This window comes from Actinomyces bouchesdurhonensis (assembly GCF_963540955.1).
GTDB lineage: Bacteria > Actinomycetota > Actinomycetes > Actinomycetales > Actinomycetaceae > Pauljensenia > Pauljensenia bouchesdurhonensis.
Genome location: NZ_CAUTSL010000007.1, coordinates 24,254 through 42,245 on the forward strand (window position 1 = coordinate 24,254; position 17,992 = coordinate 42,245).

14 protein-coding genes are annotated in these 17,992 nt (G+C 67.3%); 4 read left to right on the top strand and 10 right to left on the bottom strand.

The genetic code is table 11. From position 1 onward, the window contains the following. Positions 1-94: 94 nt before the first annotated feature. The 9 genes from RYL44_RS02210 to RYL44_RS02250 form a co-directional block, all read right to left on the bottom strand. Positions 95-5,461, bottom strand: a complete 5,367-nt coding sequence (locus tag RYL44_RS02210; RefSeq protein WP_314974953.1) for a DUF3418 domain-containing protein — start codon at positions 5,459-5,461, stop codon at positions 95-97. A gap of 286 nt (positions 5,462-5,747) precedes the next feature. Then, on the bottom strand, positions 5,748-6,698 hold the full coding sequence (locus tag RYL44_RS02215; RefSeq protein WP_314974954.1) for an ADP-ribosylglycohydrolase family protein: 951 nt from the start codon (positions 6,696-6,698) through the stop codon (positions 5,748-5,750). Positions 6,699-6,798: 100 nt separating this feature from the next. After that, entirely contained in the window at positions 6,799-7,365 is a 567-nt protein-coding gene (locus tag RYL44_RS02220; RefSeq protein WP_314974955.1) for a DUF6301 family protein, read from the bottom strand. Next, positions 7,358-7,912: a DUF6301 family protein gene (locus tag RYL44_RS02225; RefSeq protein ID WP_276738928.1), complete on the bottom strand. Its 555-nt coding sequence runs from the start codon at positions 7,910-7,912 to the stop codon at positions 7,358-7,360. Before RYL44_RS02225 ends, RYL44_RS02220 begins: the two co-directional genes overlap by 8 nt. Next, positions 7,894-9,456 (bottom strand): hypothetical protein, encoded by a 1,563-nt coding sequence (locus RYL44_RS02230; RefSeq protein ID WP_314974956.1) that lies wholly within the window; start codon positions 9,454-9,456, stop codon positions 7,894-7,896. Before RYL44_RS02230 ends, RYL44_RS02225 begins: the two co-directional genes overlap by 19 nt. Next, on the bottom strand, positions 9,453-9,806 hold the full coding sequence (locus RYL44_RS02235; protein WP_314974957.1) for a hypothetical protein: 354 nt from the start codon (positions 9,804-9,806) through the stop codon (positions 9,453-9,455). Before RYL44_RS02235 ends, RYL44_RS02230 begins: the two co-directional genes overlap by 4 nt. Next, positions 9,797-10,282, bottom strand: a complete 486-nt coding sequence (locus RYL44_RS02240; RefSeq protein ID WP_314974958.1) for a hypothetical protein — start codon at positions 10,280-10,282, stop codon at positions 9,797-9,799. Before RYL44_RS02240 ends, RYL44_RS02235 begins: the two co-directional genes overlap by 10 nt. 54 nt (positions 10,283-10,336) lie before the next feature. Then, a complete protein-coding gene (locus RYL44_RS02245; protein ID WP_314974959.1) occupies positions 10,337-11,464 on the bottom strand; it encodes a VIT1/CCC1 transporter family protein in 1,128 nt (375 codons plus the stop codon). A gap of 26 nt (positions 11,465-11,490) precedes the next feature. Continuing rightward, complete coding sequence (locus tag RYL44_RS02250) at positions 11,491-11,784, bottom strand: YtxH domain-containing protein (protein WP_314974960.1); 294 nt, start codon at positions 11,782-11,784, stop codon at positions 11,491-11,493. Positions 11,785-12,023: 239 nt separating this feature from the next. Here RYL44_RS02250 and RYL44_RS02255 point away from each other — a divergent pair, with 239 nt between their 5' ends. Then, complete coding sequence (locus RYL44_RS02255; protein WP_314974961.1) at positions 12,024-12,866, top strand: alpha/beta fold hydrolase; 843 nt, start codon at positions 12,024-12,026, stop codon at positions 12,864-12,866. Positions 12,867-13,519: 653 nt separating this feature from the next. Here the strand turns inward: RYL44_RS02255 and RYL44_RS02260 are convergent. Further along, complete coding sequence (locus RYL44_RS02260) at positions 13,520-14,536, bottom strand: PfkB family carbohydrate kinase (RefSeq protein ID WP_314974962.1); 1,017 nt, start codon at positions 14,534-14,536, stop codon at positions 13,520-13,522. A gap of 239 nt (positions 14,537-14,775) precedes the next feature. On the opposite strand from RYL44_RS02260, the gene RYL44_RS02265 reads away from it, so the two are divergent. The 3 genes from RYL44_RS02265 (at position 14,776) to RYL44_RS02275 (ending at position 17,888) form a co-directional block, all read left to right on the top strand. Beyond that, the gene (locus RYL44_RS02265; protein ID WP_314974963.1) at positions 14,776-15,474 is read left to right on the top strand and encodes a trimeric intracellular cation channel family protein; all 699 of its coding nucleotides are present in this window, start codon (positions 14,776-14,778) and stop codon (positions 15,472-15,474) included. 9 nt (positions 15,475-15,483) lie between these two features. Next, positions 15,484-17,019: an amino acid permease gene (locus RYL44_RS02270; RefSeq protein ID WP_314974964.1), complete on the top strand. Its 1,536-nt coding sequence runs from the start codon at positions 15,484-15,486 to the stop codon at positions 17,017-17,019. Positions 17,020-17,144: 125 nt separating this feature from the next. Then, entirely contained in the window at positions 17,145-17,888 is a 744-nt protein-coding gene (locus RYL44_RS02275) for an HNH endonuclease family protein (RefSeq protein WP_314974965.1), read from the top strand. Positions 17,889-17,992 lie beyond the last annotated feature (104 nt).

The window sequence follows — 17,992 nt, forward strand, 5'->3', positions numbered from 1 at the left end:
CTTCATCGCGCCCCTGCGAGCACGCCGAGCGGGCGCCGCGTGGCGGGTCCGCCCAGGAGCGGGGCGAACAAGGAGACGCGACGCTTGTTCCGCTTCATCGCGCCCCCGCGAGCACGCCGAGCGCTCCGAGCACGCCGAGCAGGCGCTTCATGGAGACCTTGTTCGGCGTGCCCAGGGTCTGGGCGAACATGGAGACGCGCAGCTCCTCGGCCATCCACCGCGCCTGCGTGAGCGCGGCGGCGGCGCGGGCCTCGTAGGGGCGCCGTTCCAGGGCCTCGCGCGTGGCGGCGATCTCGGCCTCGGCCTGGTGGATGCGGTCCATGTCCTCCAGGTCGCGCCCCAGCGCCCCCGGCGAGGAGGCGGCGCGCTCGATGCGCACGGCCCCGGCGCGCAGGTAGCGGGCCAGGTGCGGGAGCGCGAAGGCGGGCGTGGCCGACACGAAGCCCTCGTAGAGCAGCGTCTTTCCGTGGCGGGCGACGTCTCGCGTCGTCTCTTCCAACGAGGCCTGGGGGTGGGAGCGCACGGCGGCGTCGGCCTCGGCGCTGGCCTCCAGGGCCCGCACGACGTGGGAGAGGATCTGGTAGACGCGGTCCTCGTGGGCGTCGCGCGCGGCCGCCACGAGGGTCTCGAAGGCCTCGGGGTCGCGCACGTCGGCGGGGGTGCTCAGCTCGTCCACGAGGGAGAGGGCCGAGGCCAGCTGCGCGTCCGCGACCAGGGCCGCCGTGTCCGCGTAGGGGGAGGCCGCCAGCATGAGGGCCTCGCGGCCCGTCCACCGCGTGGTGACGCGGTTCGTCGCCAGGGCGATGCGGGTGAGCAGCAGGCGGGCGAGGCCGGCGCGATGCTCGCGGTCCGCCTCGGCGGCGCTGGCCATGACGCGCACGCCCGCAGCCGGGGCCGCGGCGCTGCCCTGGGGGACCAGAGCGGGGAACGCCCGTAGCGTCATCGTGCCCGAGGTCTGGGTGATCGAGCGCGGCAGCGTCGGCATCTGCGTGACGCCGTCCGCGTGGAACGCAGGGTCGGGGGACGAGGCCTGGGCCGCGTCGCGGGGTCCGGTGCCCGTCGCGGTCGCGCCGTGAGCCGGGGTGGAGGGACTCTCCCCACCGGGCGATCCAGTGGAGGTGTCGGGGGAGGGTGCTCCACTCGCGGTGTCATTCGCGCCGGTGGCGGCCTTCCCTGAGGTGCCGCGCCCGCGCTTGTTCCTGCGCGCCTGCTTCTCGCTGGCCTCCTCGAGGGCGGCGCGCACGGCCGTGCGCACCGCCTTATTCGCGTCGCTGGCGAGGGAACGCTGCAGGTAGGCCAGGTCCTTGCCCGCGCCCAGCTCGCGCCCCGAGGCGTCCGTGACGACGAAGGTCATGCGCAGGTGGTCGGGCAGGTGGGCGCGCGCGTGCGCCAGGTCGGAGTCGGACAGGTCCACGCCGCGCAGGACGCGCACCGCGTGGGCGAGGGCATCCAGGACGGGGCCGTCGGTGAGCGTGCGGCGCGTGGAGGCAGCAGCGGTGGGGGTGCCGGCGTTGGGCGATGTGGCCGCGCCGGCCGCGCCCGATGCGACGGCTCCCGCGTGACTCCCGGTGCCGGCGGCCGCGTCGGGCGCGAACGCGGGGTTCGTCCCGGTCGGATCGCCCGCGTCGGGCGCGGGGTTCACGCCCGGCTGCGTCGCTGCGCCCGGCTGCGCCGCTGCGCCCGTCGCGCCTGCGCCGGTCGCGTCACCCGTGCTCGCGGCCTCCGAGGCATGCTTGGCGGTGGCCTTCTGCGCGCCCTTCTTGGAGGCCTTGGCGGGAGAATTGCGCGTCGAGAGGCGGCCCGAGGACGCGCCCCACGCGGCCAGGCGTCCCATCGCGGCGTCCAGGCTCAGCGGGTCCGGCTCGTCGGCCTGGGCGGCCTTCTGGCCGCCGCGCTTTCCAACGCTGGCACCCCTCCCCGCGCCGCCGCCCGCGCCGCCGCCCGCACCGCCGCCCGCACCGCCGCCCGCCTGCTCGATCCAGCGCGCAACCGACGCGGCCACGTCCGGCGCGGGGGCCAGGAGGCGGCGCACGCCCTTGGGCAGCGCGCGGATCGCCTCGGTCAGCAGGTCCTCGCGCATGCCGGGCACCAGCCAGTCCGTGCCCGCATCGCTGACGCGTTCGAGCACCTCGATCGGGATGCGCATCGACACGCCGTCGCGCGGGCTGCCCGGCGCGAACTCGTAGCTCAGCGCCAGCGACAGGTCGCCGCACTGCCACCGGTCCGGGAAGCCCTCGCCTGAGGTCGCCTCGCGCGGCATCAGCAGGGACGCCGGGTAAATGAGTAGATCAGGGTGAGAGCGGCGCTCGTCCTTCCACCAGCGGTTGAACGCCGCCGCGCTGGTCACGTGCTCGGGGATCAGATCGTCGAAGAAACGGAAGCGAGCCTGCTCGTCCGCGACGAGGCCGTGGGTGCGGCTACGGCGCTCAACCTCGCGGGCCTGCTCCACCAGGGCCTCGTTTCGGCGCTGGAAACCGTGCCTCTCCCTCCACTGGCCATCCACCAGGGCGTTACGAATGAACATCTCGCGGGCCAGCTCGCGGGCCGTCGTCCCCTCGCGCGCGGCCGCCAGCTCCTCGAAATGACGCGGCTCAAACGACCCAGACGACAGCGGATCCTTCGACGCCGACACCAACCCGGCCGCCAGCGCCTCCAGCGACCCCGCGCGCGGAGCGTGAGAGCGCGAGGCGGCCACGGCCTCGTCGATGACGAGGTCACCCAAGCGCCCCAGCAGCACCTCTCGGTCCGCCGCCAGCGTCAGCCCGTAGAGGCTCACGCGCTCGCGGACCATCGCCGCGCCCTTCGCGAGCGACCAGAACGGCTCCGAATACGAGCGCTTGAGCAGGCCGCGCGCCGCCGGCTCCACCCACTCCGGGCGGATGCGGGCCACCGTGCGCGCGAACAGGCGCGAGGTCTCCACGAGTTCCGCGGTCATCACCCAGGCGGGGTGACCGCTCACGCCCGAGCCCGGCCAGATCGTGAAGTGCGTGCCGCGCGCGCCCTCGTAGTCGCGCTTCGTCTCATCCCACGAGCCCAGGTAGGACAGCAGGCCGACCAGCAGCGAGCGGTGCACCTGGTCCGCGTCCACGCTCGCCGGGCCCTGCCCGTAGGCCAGGACCGCGCGAACGGCCGCGTCCTGCGCGCCGCCGAACCGGGCGGCCTCCACGACGTCGCCCGTCGACGGCTCGCCCACCGGCCCCGCGGCGATCCCCAGCGCCCGGGCCATCTGGCGCAGCTGGCCGACCACGTCGCGCCACTCGCGCCACCGCAGGTAGTGGAAGAACTCCGCGCGGCACAAGCGCCGGAACGCCGAACCCGACAGGTCGCGCGCCTGCACCGCCAGGTAGCGCCACAGGTTCAGGTAGGTGATGAAGTCCGAATGCGGGTCCGCCAGGCGCGCGTGCGAGGCGTCCGCCGTGCCCTGGTGCTCGGCCGGGCGCTCGCGCACGTCCTGGATCGACAGCGCCGCCACGATGACGAGCACCTCCGAGGCGCAGCCCAGGCGCTCGGCCTCCAGCAGCATGCGCCCCAGGCGCGGGTCGATCGGCAGGCGCGCCAGGTCCCGGCCGATCCCGGTGAGCCTGTACTGGGACGAGGCCGGGGCCGCGTCCGGCTGCTCAGTGTCCCGGGCGGTGGGCGCGGTGCCCGAGGCGTCCTGATCCGCGCGGGTATCCCGCGCGTTGCCTGTGTCGTGTGTGCCGCGTTCGTCGCGTGTGCGGGAACGGTCGCCACGGCCTCGGCGCTCCTGAGGCTCACCGGACGCGAGCGCGCCGATCTCCACGAGGAGGGCCACGCCGTCGCGCACCGCGCGCCGATCCGGGGCGTCCAGGAAGGGGAAGTCCTCGACGGCACCCAGGCCCAGGGACGCCATCTGCAAGATGACGCTGGCGAGCGACGTGCGCAGGATCTCCGGTTCCGTGAAACGCGGGCGTGAAACGTAATCGGCCTGCGAGAACAGGCGGATCGCCACGCCCTCCGCGACGCGGCCGCATCGGCCCGCGCGCTGGTTCGCACTGGCCTGGCTGACCGGCTCGATCGGCAGGCGCTGCACCTTCGTCTTATTGGAATAGCGGGAAATACGCGCCAAACCCGGGTCGATCACGTAGCGGATGCCCGGCACCGTCAGCGACGTCTCCGCGACGTTCGTCGCCAGGACCACGCGGCGCAGCCGGTGCGGCTCGAACACGCGATGCTGCTCGGCCGCCGTCAGCCGCGCGTACAGCGGCAGGATCTCGATGTCCCCGGGGCGTGCGCCCTTGTCGTCTCCCGCGCGCCGGCCTCGTCCCTTCAAGTGGTCGAGGAGGGCCGCCTCCGTGTCGTGGATGTCGCGCTCACCCGGCAAGAAGACCAGGATGTCGCCGTCACCCTCCGCGCTCAGCTCGTCCACCGCGTGGCAAATCGCGGTCTCCACGTCGATGTCCTCGCCCATGCCGTAGCCCAGCGTCGCCAGCTCGTCGTCCGGGTCCTCCAGGACCAGCTGGAGGGGGCCGGACTCGGTGACGTCAGTGGTCTCGATGACCTCGACGGGCTCATCCGCCTGCGCGGGCGAAGCCTCGGACGTGTACGACGAGGGCGTCGTCGGGCCGAGAGGACGGTAGCGGATCTCCACCGGGTACGTGCGGCCCGACACCTCGATAACCGGCGCAGGCTCGATGAGGCGGCCCGAGCCGGGCGTGCCCTCCCACGTGCCGAAATGGCGCGCAAAACGATCCGAGTCGATCGTCGCCGACGTGATGATGACCTTCAAGTCCGGGCGCGCGGGCAGCAGGCGCGCCACGTAACCCAAAATGAAGTCGATGTTCAGGCTGCGCTCGTGGGCCTCGTCGATGATGAGCGTGTCGTAGCGGCGCAGCATCGGATCCGACTGGATCTCCGCCAGCAAGATACCGTCCGTCATCAGCTTGACCAGGGTCGTGGGGCCGACCTCGTCCGTGAAACGCACCTGGTAGCCCACGACCTGACCGCTCTCGCGGCCCACGGTCTGGCCCAGCTCGTCGGCGATGCGATCCGCGACCGAGCGCGCCGCGAGCCTGCGCGGCTGGGTGTGCCCGATCATGCCGGCCACGCCGCGGCCCAGCTGCATGCAGATCTTCGGCAGCTGCGTCGTCTTACCCGAGCCCGTCTCACCCGACACGATGACCACCTGATGGTCGCCGATGGCGCGCGCGATCTCGTCGCGCCGGGCGCTCACCGGCAGGTCCGGGAATTCGATCACCGGGATAGCTGCGGCGCGCTCGGCGAGCTGCTCCGGCGTGAACGGCTTGAAGGGGCGCGCGTGGTCGCGCGGGCGGCGGCCCCCGCGGCGGCTCTGGGGCTCGCGATCCTGGTCGCGTCGTCCCCGGCCCGAGCGGTCCGTGCGATTCTTGCTGGTCTCCCTGTGGCCGCGGCGTCGTGCGGCATCGCGCCCGCGGGCGGGGCGACCCGCGTTGGGCTCGGGAGGCGTGGAACGAGAGTCAGGCATGATAGAGCCAGTCTAGTCGCAGGCCAGAGGGGGACGCCGAGCGGCGCGCGCGTGGGGCGCGTGGGGCGCGCGCGGCAGGGGCGCGGGGCGCGCCCCAAAAGTCGCACGTAATTCCCTTTGGTCAGTTTTTGAGTGTGGCTTAAATCCGCATGATTTCAACGGTCCGATTTCAAATATTGAAATAGGTGTGAGGGAATTACGTGCGACATTTTTGGGTAATTGTTGGGTGTGGGTGTGGGTGTGGGTATGGGTGCGACGCTTCGGGGGCGGCGGGGTGCGGCGGGGCTTACAGGTCCTCGTCGAAGCGCGTGAGCGGTGCCTCCAGGCGCAGGTCCACGAGGGCGCGTGCAAGCGCGTCGATCTCCTCGCCCTGATACAGCGTCGACCTCCACGAGGCCGGGATGGCCTCGACCCCGAAATGCGCGCCGCCGAGCTGCCCGTAGATCGCGGCGTTCGTATCCGCGTCCCCGCCCATGTTCGCAATCGCCAGGACGGCCTCGTCGAAGGAACCAAAATCCAGCAGGCCGTGCACCGCCAGGCGCAGGCCGTGCACGATGTAACCACTGGTGTCCTTCTCCCACGCGGCGCGCTCGGCCGGGTCCGTGGAGATGACGCGAGCGGCCATCTCGTCGAAAGCGGGACCCGTCGACGCCCAGCCGACGTTGATGATGTGCTCGGGCGCCCAGCCGAGGAGGGCGCCCACGAGGAGGGCGGCGAAGACCTCGGTGGCGGCCTCGGCCTCGACCGAATAGTGGGTTTCGCGCGCGCTCAGGCCCGCGGTCGCGACGATCTCGCGGATTTCGCGGTGCTCGAAGCCGGCGATGACGACGGGCGCCAGGCGCATGATCGCGCCGTTGCCGGCGCTGGTCGTGCGCTGCGCGGTCCGGGGGACGCGCTGTTCGTGCTCGAAGTCGAACAGCGCAGCGCGCACCTGGCCACCGATGTCGAAACACACGTTCGTCGACGAACGGTACCCGTCCTTGAACCAGCGCATGTATCGGTCCATCACGTCGAAAGAGTCGTAACGACCCATCGCCAGCAGCGAATCCGCCAGGCACAGCGCCATCGACGTGTCGTCCGTCCACTGGCCGGGCTCGAGCTGGAAGGCGCCTCCTCCAACCATGCCCGTGGACGGCGTGAAGGTGCCTACCACCTTGAACTCGTTCGTCGTTCCCAGCGCGTCACCGACCGCCAGGCCCACCAGCGCGCCGCGCGCGCGAGAAAGAAAATCAATCATTCCGACAGTGTGCCACAGGGGCCCTCATGCGGGGGCCGCCCCTGGTGTTCGTTCTCAGGCGATGTCGGTCAACAGTGGTGCAGGCTGACGCCGCCGCGCGTTACTCACGTTCCCAGTCTTCCAGCTCGCCGCGGGCTTCCCTATCTTTGAAGTCGAAATAGAGGTTTGCGAGTCTGGACGACTTGAGGAAGAGAGTGATACTGCGTCGTCCGGCCGAAAGAACATACATGGAGCCGTCTACAGTTGCAAATCGCCATATTCCGTCGGGCTCTATTTTGCTCCAAGCTAGGGATTTTCCGAGGCGTTGTCGAATAGTTGTAAGGTAGGGCTGACACTCGGTGAGAAGGGGCTTATATTCATCGTTGCCTGGTTGGAAGTCCGGACGATTAGCGACGATAAAGTCAAGACCAACTATGTCGTCAGGCCTGAGAACAGAGAAGGATGAAGAAGTTTCCTCCGGGACGACATCAGAGGTGAAGAGCAGGCTTTCTCTGGGGTCGGGAGTCCACCCGAAACGATCGCGGAAGAACGCGGCGTCCGCCCGGCTGGCGGGCCACGTCAGAGACTCCCACGCGTCAAGGAGTTCGCTTAGGCGCGACAGCGTCATCATGCGCGCCCCCTCGGGCGTGACACGCACATGCTCGGGATTCAACGGTGTGTTACTCACGTTCCCAGTCTTCAAGTTCGCCGCGGGCTTTGCGGTCGAGGAAGTCGAGCAGGTTACCCGTCTCCGAAGGGGAGTTCAGAGATAGTGTGATCTTCTCACCTCCATCTCCAATGCGATAGTAAAGGTTGTCGCTTGTGAATAATCGGATTCCTGATTCGCGTGAACCCGTTCTATTCTGTAGCCTCTCGCCGAGGTGTTTGATGATGTGATTGAGGTAGAAGGAAAGGGTGTCGTCAAATTGTGACGTGTTGTGTGGGTCTAGGTGCGCTGCGAGATAGAAGTCGAAGCATGCGACGCCGTTGAAGGAGTTGTAGACGATGAAGGAGGATGATCGTTCGGGCACGACGTCGGAGGTGAAGAGTAGGCTTTCTCTGGGGTCGGGAGTCCATCCGAAGTGATCGCGGAAGGCCGCGGCGTCCGCCCGGCTGGCGGGCCACGTGAGAGACTCCCACGCGTCGAGGATCTCGCTCAGGCGCGACGGAGTCATCATGCGCACCCCCTCGGGCGTGACACGCACGTGCTCGGGATTCAACGGTGTCTGATCCATGGGGTGTCCCCTCTTCTGGCCGCGTCGGTCCACGCGGCAATCTTCGCATCAATATTATCCATGTGGTGCGGCGCGAGCGTGATCGGAGTCGTCGTGAAGCGAATCTTCTCCGGATCCGCGGTGCGCGTGAACGACACGTCTGAGTGCAGCGTCATGCGCCCCGTCTTGATGTCGTGCCAGACATCCTGATTCATCGACATTAGTTCGTGGAACGACGTGTCGGTGCCCAGGCGGTCGCCGATATAGGCCGCAGACCCCTGACGCACCCGTACCCCGTCCACGGAATACGTGCCCATCCGGGCCCCTCCGCCCTTCGACTCGCCGATGTGAAACTCCGTTCCCGAATGGTGGATCGCAAAATCGTCAAGATGCCCGGCACCCGTTCCGGGGCCGCCCAGGCCCAGGTTATAGATGCCCCGCTCGTGCCACGCGTGATCGAGCCCCGCATGCCCCATCCGCTCCGCCGCATAGCGCGCACCATTGCGCGACGAGGTCAGATCTGAAGACATTTGGCGTATCTGAATGAGTTCCAAATCGTCAATGCTCTGTCGACGCAGTTTATCGAGGGTATTCCCAATTTGGTCGGCGTTCCCCGCAGAAGGAGGCAGGTCGTACCGCGCGAGCCGCTGGGCCAGAGAAGGCTGAAGTTCACGCGCGGTCGTCAGATTCACCTGTCGGATCGTCTCCAGCTCATCGAGCACCTGGGCGGTATGCGCGGCGTCGGCGAAGGAGTTCGTGAAATGACCCCTCTCCACGACGTCCAGGCCATTCTTCGTGCGTCGTACCCACATCCCAGACGGAATAATCGCCGCGAGCGACGTGCCGGGAGCCTTCTTCAGCAGGTTCGTGATGGACTCGAGGATGCCTCGAGCATCATGCAGGTGAGAGACAAGATTCTTCGCCGAAGTGACGACACCCGTGACGCTGTCCGTCAATGACGTGACAGCTGCGCCAACCTTGATCTGAATTTGAGCAATGACACCGCCAGACGCCAAACCAACCGTGCCGACGATCTCGATGATCGCACTGGCTAAGGTTCCAATGATCTCAGCGAGAACATCACGGACGAGATCGTGGACCGCGCTGACAACCCCCGACAGAATAGAATACGCGGTCGCAACCGCCTCCAACGCCTGAGCGCCCGAACGGAGCGCGCCGACCGTTGAGGCGGACCGCGATCGAAAGGTGCTCGCGGTCAGTCCTTCGAATTCTCCCACGAGCGCCTGCGTGCGCGACTCAAGCTCATCGGCTCGCTGCGCCACCGCTGCAGCACACGCCAACCACGACTGGCCATCAGCCTGGACGGCATCACCGTTCCCAGCGAGATCGTCAAGCCAACCTTTGAGCGGCTCGAAATGCTCCAGCAAAAAGGAAGCGCCCCAGTCAATGAGCGTCCCAATCGGGTCGACCATCAACCCCACGACATCCCCGACGACGGCCAGCCCCGATAAACCCGTTCCCAGCCATGAGCCCGACGACATGGACTTATTGAGCCCATCCAAGTCCTCCAGGAGGCCCGAACCTGCTAGCTCTTCCGTGCTCACGGCATCAGCGTCCTTCCCCCTATGCCGCTACGACCCTGTGCAGCATCACGAATTGCTTGAGCTGAGGCCTCCTCGCACTCCTCGAAGCTCTGAACAGCTTCGATCAGCCTGTCTCCATCTTTCGTTGCTCCAGAAGCTGCTTCCTCCACCATGGAGCGCACCCACCAGCGAACAAGACCCAGCGGGGCCGTGACAAGCGGTCCAACCAGCAGGCCGAGGGCTGCATCATTGCAACCGTCATCCACGCCAGCGACCGACGACTTCACGTCGTCGCCGGCGCTTTGCGACTCGCGTGCCGCCGCACGCGCTTTCTCGAAGTCAAGGGAGATGTCCGCCATGGTCAGTGCCACTCCCTGCGGATAGCAGGATTGCGCAGTATCCCGAAACGATCAATCGGTCGGCTCTCGCGCTCCCCGGCGTCTTGCTCTCGTGCCGACCCATAACGCGCGACCAATGCCTGTGCGCCCGGGTCTGACTCGCCGTAAGCATCAACGGCGGCGTCGGCTACCTGGGCGCCAGCGCTCGATTGGGCCGCCTTCCAGGCGTCAATGACCAAACGCCCCACGGCCTCGTCCCCGTCAATGAGCACCCGAAGGGGGCAACCGGAGGCGTCGACCGTCACGTTGACGCGGCCAGACGCATCCTCACCCTGACCGCGCACCGTCTCCCGGAGCTCAAGGAACGTTGCGGCCTTCTCCGCGAGGTGCTGAGCTTTCAGCACCGAACGGCGCACGTTCGCGGCGGCCTCGTCGAAAGCGGACAAGTCCGGCGTGCCATCTCCACCCGAGTCACTCTGGCTTGCTGCATCGGGGCGACAGGTAACCATTTGGTCAAGTTACCCCCCCGAAGGTAACCTGTCAAACTCTGAGCGACCGCCCTGCTAGGACACCGTCGTGCCGAACAGCAATCCCAGCAGGTAGGTGACGCCCGCGGCGCCGTAACCCACGACGAGCTGGCGCAGTGCGCGAGGCATCGGAGGCTGGCCCGACAGGATGCCGACCACGCCGCCCGTGAACAGCAGGGCCACGCCCACAATCGCAGCCGCGACGGCAATAGCCGTCAGGCCCGTCAAGCCCAAAATATAGGGAATCAACGGGAAAAACGCGCCCGTCGCGAAGAAACAGAACGACGACAACGCCGCCTTCGTGGGCGTGCCAATCTGGTCGCCCGCGCCATCCGACTCGGGGCTGCCGCCGAGGGCGGCGCGCACCGCGATCGCACCCGACTCGCCGGTCGTCGGCTTGGCGAGACGCGCGAAGACCTGCTTCGCGTGAGCCTCCGCCTCCTCCTCGCTCTCCCCACGCGCACGGAACACAAGAGCCAGCTCGTTCGCGTCCACATCCAAATCCGGGACCGCCTGATGCGCGTCCGGATCCGGGATCGAGGCGTCAAGCAGCTCACGCTGGCTGCGCACGCTCACCCACTCGCCGGCACCCATCGACAAGGCGCCCGCGAGCAGGCCCGACACGCCCGTCAGCAACACGACGTGCGGCTCCATGCCCGACGCCGCCACACCCAGCACAAGCGCCAAGTTCGACACCAGGCCGTCATTCGCCCCAAACACCGCCGCGCGGAACGTTCCCGCCAGCGTCTCGCGGGACTTGGCCGCCAGGGAACGGATGACCTCCGCGTGAATGTGCTCGTCCGCCTGCATGTGCGCCGGCACGTCATCATCCACGTCGCGCGCGGAACGCTGCTCCGCGCGCTGAGCCATCGCCAGAATAAAAATCGTGCCGAACAGGTGCGCCAGGAGGGACGCGGCGCGCGTGCGCAGCGGCGGCTTCGGCGCGGGCAGGGCCCGCTCACCCAGGCGCGCCAGCCAATACTCCTCGTGGCGGCGCTCCGCCTCCTCCAACTGCAGCAGGACCGCGCGCTCCTCGCCCGTGCGACGCTCCGACAGGTCACGGTAGGTGCGCGCCTCCATTCGCTCCTCAGCCAGGTGCTTGCGCCAGCGCTTAATCTGCGCGCGCGTCGGCTCCCCGTCCGCGGCCGCGTGATCCGCGTTCATTGCCGAGGCCTCCCTCCCTCGCGCGTTCACCGCTGAGACGAGGCGGGGGCGGGCTGCGCGTCAACCGTGGCGGGCGAGGCGGGCGCACCGAAAAGGCGTTCCTTCACGGCGTCGGCAACCTTATCCGTCACCTGCTCGCCGCCCGCGCGCACGAAATCCGACACCTTCTGACCCGCAGCATCCAGGGGGCGGGCCACGATCGGGAAACGACGAACCTTCGAAGCGCCAGCGCGGATCTGCTCGTAGCGCTCACGCCCCGCGCGGGCACCCAGCACGTATCCGATGCCAATCCCGATGAGGATCCCCGTCTTGGTTCCCATGTCTGTCCTTCTCTCGCTGCGTGGGGCGGCGCCCGCGGTCCGCCGGGCGTTCTCGCGCAGGCGTTCCCACCGGCGCATAATCACCCTCATCTTAGTGCCGGGCGGCGCCCACTCGCACGCCCCTGACGCCGAGTGGAGATTTCTCTCGGAAACCCAGCCCAGGCCTCGTCCCCTTGTTACAGATGCGCACACTGTGGTCCCCTCTTTCCGCGACACCGTGAACGCGCTATGTTTAATGCGTGAGCCAAGTAACTATCCAGACGCCCCGGGGTGTGTCCATCTCCGGGACATTCACGCGTCCCGTGGACTGCCGCGACGCCGCGGTAATCTTTTCTCACAGCTTCCTGTCGGACCGCCACGCCTCAGGTGTGTTCGACGCTCTCGGTCGCGCCCTGCGCCGCGCCGGCTACGCCACCCTCGCCTTCGACTACTCCGGACACGGAAAGTCCGGCGACGAGATCATCACCTTCGACCCGCTCATCGAAGACTTCCGCTCCGCCTCAGGCTGGCTGGCCGACCAAGGATTCACACGCCAAATCTGCGTCGGCCACGAGTTCGGCGCCACCATCGCCCTGCGCGCCCGCCCCGCCGCCGTACAGACCTACGTGCTCGTCTCGCCGGTCCTCGGCCCCCTGTCCTACGACTGGGACCTCGTCTTCTCCGACGTGCAACTCCTCGAGCTGGAGCGACACGGCACCACCACCGTCCCCAACGACTCGGAGTCCGTGCGCCGCCACTTCACCATCAACAAAAACACCCTCGCCGACATGTCCATGGTGTCCACCGAGAAGACCCTGCACGGCCTCGACACGCCCGTCCTCATCACTCACGACGCGTTCGACGAGGAAACAGGGCTCCTCGACCGCACACGCGACGCCTTCCACCTGCTGCCCGACGGGTCCGTCGTCGACATGACCACCCCACACGCAGGAATCGTCGGCGAGTACACGCCCGCTGACGGCGTGCCCGTCGCCGACGAGGCCGTGGATCGCGCCCTGGCCGCCTCAGGTTCCGCTCACCTGCCCACGCTGCCTGACGTTGCCGTGCGGTGGGCCAGCCGCTGGGTGCCAGCAGGCCGGTAGCCGCCCGGTAGGCTGCGCTGTCGCTGCCTCTGCTCCTGGGCCCGCCCCCTGGGCGCGCTCTGGTGGCTCGCTGCGCGGATAAGCTGTTGCTATCTGGATAGGTTGCGCGGATGTGGATAGGTTATGTGCATCCGGATAGGTTATTAAGCTATCCGGATGTTCGTTTCCTATCCGGATGTTCGTTTCCTATCCGGATGTTGATTTCCCGTCCGCGCGGATTCGCAGGGACGTGGCTTGCCCGCTCGGCGAGTGCGCCGGGGAGTCTAGTGCGTGTTTTTGGGCGGGTAGTCTGGACCGTGGGGCTGTCCGACTGGCTTCAGGTCCCTGTTGTGCTGCGTGCTAGGCGGGTCCGCGTGCCAGGCGGATCCGCGTGCCCGCGCGTGTGTCGACAGTCCGCGCCACCATGCGTGGTTCCCTAACAATGTCGCACGTAATTCCCCAGCGAATATTTCAGAATTTGAAAACGCGTCGTTGGAATTGCAACGTTTGTAGGGTGTCTTAAAAACTGACCGACATAAATTATGTGCGACTTTTGGGGGAGGGGGGAGGGGGAGAGGGAAGTGGGGAGGTGATCAGTGCGAGCCTCACCCACGACAGGCGTCAGCCACGCGCGCCAGCAGAAACGCATGCAACCGTCGCCGGCCAAGCGCCAGCTACCCGCGCACCAACTCCGCCAGGGCAGGAGAAGCCAGCCACTGCCTCGTCCCGAAGGAGGACACCGACACGCCCGCCACCGCCGACGCGAAACGAATGAGGCGCTCCGGATCCGCCGCCCCCGCGCGCTCAAGCGCCCACGCGAACGCCCCATGGAACGCGTCCCCCGCGCCCATCGTCGAGGCGTCGGGGACCTCGCGCACGGGAACCGCGCCGCTCTCCCCGTCCCACCAGTACTGCACGGGCCGCTCGCCGCGCGTGCGCACCACCCGCGTGATGCCGAAACCGCGCAGGAAGCCGGCGACCTGCTCGCCGTCCGCTCGCGCGAGGAGCGGGGGCGCGAAATCCTCCGACACGACGGCGACGTCCACGAGGCCCAGCAGGGGAGTGAGCCAGTCCTTCCACGAGCCGCCATCGAGCACCCGCAGGTGCGGCGGGCGCGCCTCGAGGAGAGCGAATGGATCCTCATCGTCCACCTCCGGCACGCCCAGCGTCAGCGCCGCCTGCGCCAGCGCCGGGTTGTGCCCGTCGATGAGGACGACACCGACCCGCTCGGGCAGCTCGGCCGCGATGCGCGCAGGGTCGGCCTCCAGCCGCGCGTTCGTGGAGGCGACCATGCGCCCGCTCGGGTGTTCGATGATCGAGGACACGGCCGGCTCACGCAGGAACGAGGCCGTGGCTGCTTCCGATGAGGCCGGGACCGTCGCGTCCAGGACTCGTACGCCTGCGGATGCCAGGTCGGCAGCTAGGAAGGCTGATACCGGTCCCTCGCCGAGGGCTGTCGCTAAGATCGGCGCATCCGAGGCGGGTGCGCGACCCGAGCAACCCGCCCCCGCCTGGTCGGGGGGCGTGCGGGCGGCGGCGCTCAACGCCGCGTAGGTGACTGCCGCGTTCGTCGCGGGCCCTCCGGCCGCCATCGTGAAATCCGTGGACGTCACTTTCAAGCCCGGGTCGGGCGTGTGGTCGAGTCGGTGCACAACATCCAGGGTGGTTAGTCCAGCAAATAGGGCAGTCATGTGCCTATTGTCGCATTCAGGCGTCCTGGTGCGGGCGGACCTAAGATACGCGAAAATGGGGCACCGAGGGCCCTGAGGGCCCTGAGCCAGCCTGCCAGTCACCGTGACAGCTCGGTACCCATGGCGGACACGCGCCCGCCGCCAGGACTCGCCGCGTGTTCGCTACACTGCCCATCCCGCGCCGGGCTGAGGGCAGGCGGTACCATGAGGACGAACAACCCCCGACTGTTCGGACCGCCATGCACCTGCTCGACGCGCTGAATAACTCACTGCCCGAGGTCTTCCGAGCCATCGACCTCATGGGCGTGCTCCTCAACGGCATCCTCGGAGGCAAGGTTGCGCGAGAACGCAACTTCGACGCCGTTGGCTTCTGTATCCTCGCGATCATGACGGCCCTCGCGGGTGGCATGGTCCGCGATATGCTCCTAGCCACTCACACGGGGGCACCCGTGGCGATCACTGACCCCTACTATCTGGGCTTTGCGATCGTCGGCGCCCTCATCGCGATGGCGTTCCGCATGGATTCGCACATCTGGTCGGTGCTCCTCGTTATCGCAGACGGAATGGTGCTGGGGTGTTGGAGCGCGACTGGCGCGATCAAAACCCTCGACGCGGGTTTCGCCATCATGCCCGCGATCCTGCTGGGCATCATGACGGCCATCGGAGGCGGCATGGTCCGCGACATCTCGGCGGGCATCGTCCCGCGCGTTTTTGGCGGTAATAACCTGTATGCAACCCCGGCGTTCGCCTGCTCGCTCGTGACCGTCTGCTTCTGGTACATGGGGCAGCCCGTCCTCGGCATGGGCGCATCCATTATCGTTGGCCTCGTTTTCACAGGTTTGGCTAACTGGCGGCGCTGGAGGCTGCCGCAGACCCGCGAATGGACGATCACTCTCACATATTCACAGTTGAAAGCTCTGCGTAGGAGCAGGCGTTAGTATGGCGGTGTGAATCCCAAATCAACACCTTCCTCCTCGTCTCCCGCAACGTCGGCGGCGAGCGCCTCGGGGCGCAAGCAGTTCAAGACCTGGCATTTGTCCATGATGGCCCTCGGCCTGGCGATTGGTGCCGGCTTTTTTATAGGCACGGGTTCCGCGATCGCTCAGGCCGGTCCCGCGGTCCTCGTCTCTTACGCGGTGGCCGCCGTCATCGTCGTGTCGGTCATGTTGGCTCTCGCTGAGCTGGCTTCGTCACTGCCGACGACTGGTTCCTTCTCCTCCTACGCTGAGGCCGGTATCGGTCGATGGGCAGGCTTTACGATCGGCTGGCTGTACTGGGTCATGCTCATCATGGTGTCGGGCCTGGAAGTCACTGGCGCGGCCACCTTTTTCGTCGGGTGGTTCCCGAGCGTTCCTCAGTGGGCTATCGCTCTGGCCATCGTCGTCATCATCGGCGGCATTAACCTGCTGGCCGCGGGACGCTACGGCTTCATCGAGGCGATGCTGTCCATGGTCAAGGTCGTCGCGATCGTCATCTTCCTCCTCGTCGGTGTCGGTCTGGTCATCCATACGATGGTGTCGGGGCCGCTGCCGGGCCACCAGAGCGTGGCCGAGAACATCGGCGGCCACGGCGGTTTTGCACCCAACGGGCTGGCCGGTATTGCCGTCGCCCTGCTGGCGGTCATCACGTCTTTCGGTGGCCTTGAAATCGTGACGATCGCCGCCGCCGAGGCCGAGAATCCTCGCGCCGCTATGGTGAGTGCGATCCGCTCCGTTGTGACTCGCATCCTCGTGTTCTACGTCGGCTCTGTGATCCTGCTGATCGCCCTGCTGCCGTGGGATGGCCCCGACATGGGTCCTGACGCTTTCTCAGCTGTCCTCCGCATGGTCATCGATCCGCTCAAGACCGTCCTGCCGGCGTGGCTGGTCCCTGACGTGGGCACCATCATGGAAGCCATTATCTTCATGGCGCTGGTTTCCGCGTTTTCCGCGAACATTTACGCTTCCTCGCGCATGGCGTATTCGCTGTCGGCGCGCGATATGGGTCCGCGTTGGCTGCTGGGCTCGAACGTGTCCGAGACCGGCCTGTCGAGCGACTCGACGGCGGCACTCGACGGCGGCGAGGCCGTCCTGGCCACCGAGAGGGAGGGCGACATTGAGGACGGGCGTACCCCGAAGAACGCGGTTGGCCTCGTGGTCGTGCTGGCGCTCTTGGCGGTCCTGGGCAACTGGTACTTGCCTGACACCATCCTGGCGATGCTCATCAATGCGATCGGCATGGTTCTGCTCATCGTGTGGACCTTCATCATCATCTCGCTCATGCGCCTACACCCGGCCCTGGAGCGTTCCGGTAACCTGGCGATCCGTATGCCCGGCTGGCCGTGGCTGCCGTGGGTTGTGCTCGTAGGGTTGGCGGGGGTCGCCGCTCTCATGCTCACGAGCGCCGAGGGTCGCACTCAGCTGGTCTCGATGGGTGCGCTCACGCTCATCATCGTGTGCATCTACTTTGTGCGTGAGGCGATGCGTAAGCGCGTACGCGGCTAACGTTATCCACAGGTGCCCGGCGCGTAGGACGCAGATGCGCATGGGTGGACGCATCATGAGGGGGTCTCGAACGAAGATTCGAGGCCCCCTCGGCACACCCGGCCGCAGGGCGGAAAGGAGGAGAGATGTCTCGTCGCCGTCGCAGGAGCATTGGAGATACGTTCGGTGCCCTGGTGATCATTGTCGCCCTCGTGTGGGCGTTCGCGCCCGGTGTCGGCTGGGACCTACTGGGCTTGCGTTCGCGCCTGGGGTGGCCGCCGGTGCACAGTGGGCAGGCGTTGTCGGCCCTTCCCGACAGTGAGGCAGCCCGCCAGTTGCGTGAACTTACTGTCCGGTCAGCGGACGATGCATCCGCTGTCCCGGAGTACGACCGCGCGGCTTTCGGGCAACGATGGGCGGACATTGACCACAATGGTTGCGACACGCGCAACGACATTCTTGCGCGAGACCTCGCGCGCCCCACATTCAAGCCTGGAACCCACGATTGCGTGGTGCTTTCTGGCACGCTCGCTGAGCCTTACACGGGCGCTACGATCCAGTTCCAGAGGGGTAACAAGACCTCGTCCCTGGTTCAGATCGATCACGTCGTCGCTCTCGCCGACGCGTGGCGCTCGGGAGCATGGCAGTGGGATGCCCAACGTCGGCAGGAGTTCGCCAACGATCCGGAGAACCTTCTGGCGGTCGACGGGGCGGCGAACGAAGACAAGTCGGCATCCTCTGCCGACCAGTGGCTACCGCCCAACGTCAACTTCCGCTGCGACTACGTCAAGCGGCAGATCGCCGTTAAAAACGCGTACGGACTCAGCGTCACCCAGGCTGAGCAGGACGCAATGGCGACCCAGCTGGCAACCTGTCCAGGTGACCCATAGTCCGAAACTGTCAGTGTGCTGGAAGCATCGACATGCGTGGCATTATCTCTCCTGAATGCGTCGCGCACCCACGATTGTGACTAACGATATATGGGAGAAACCCC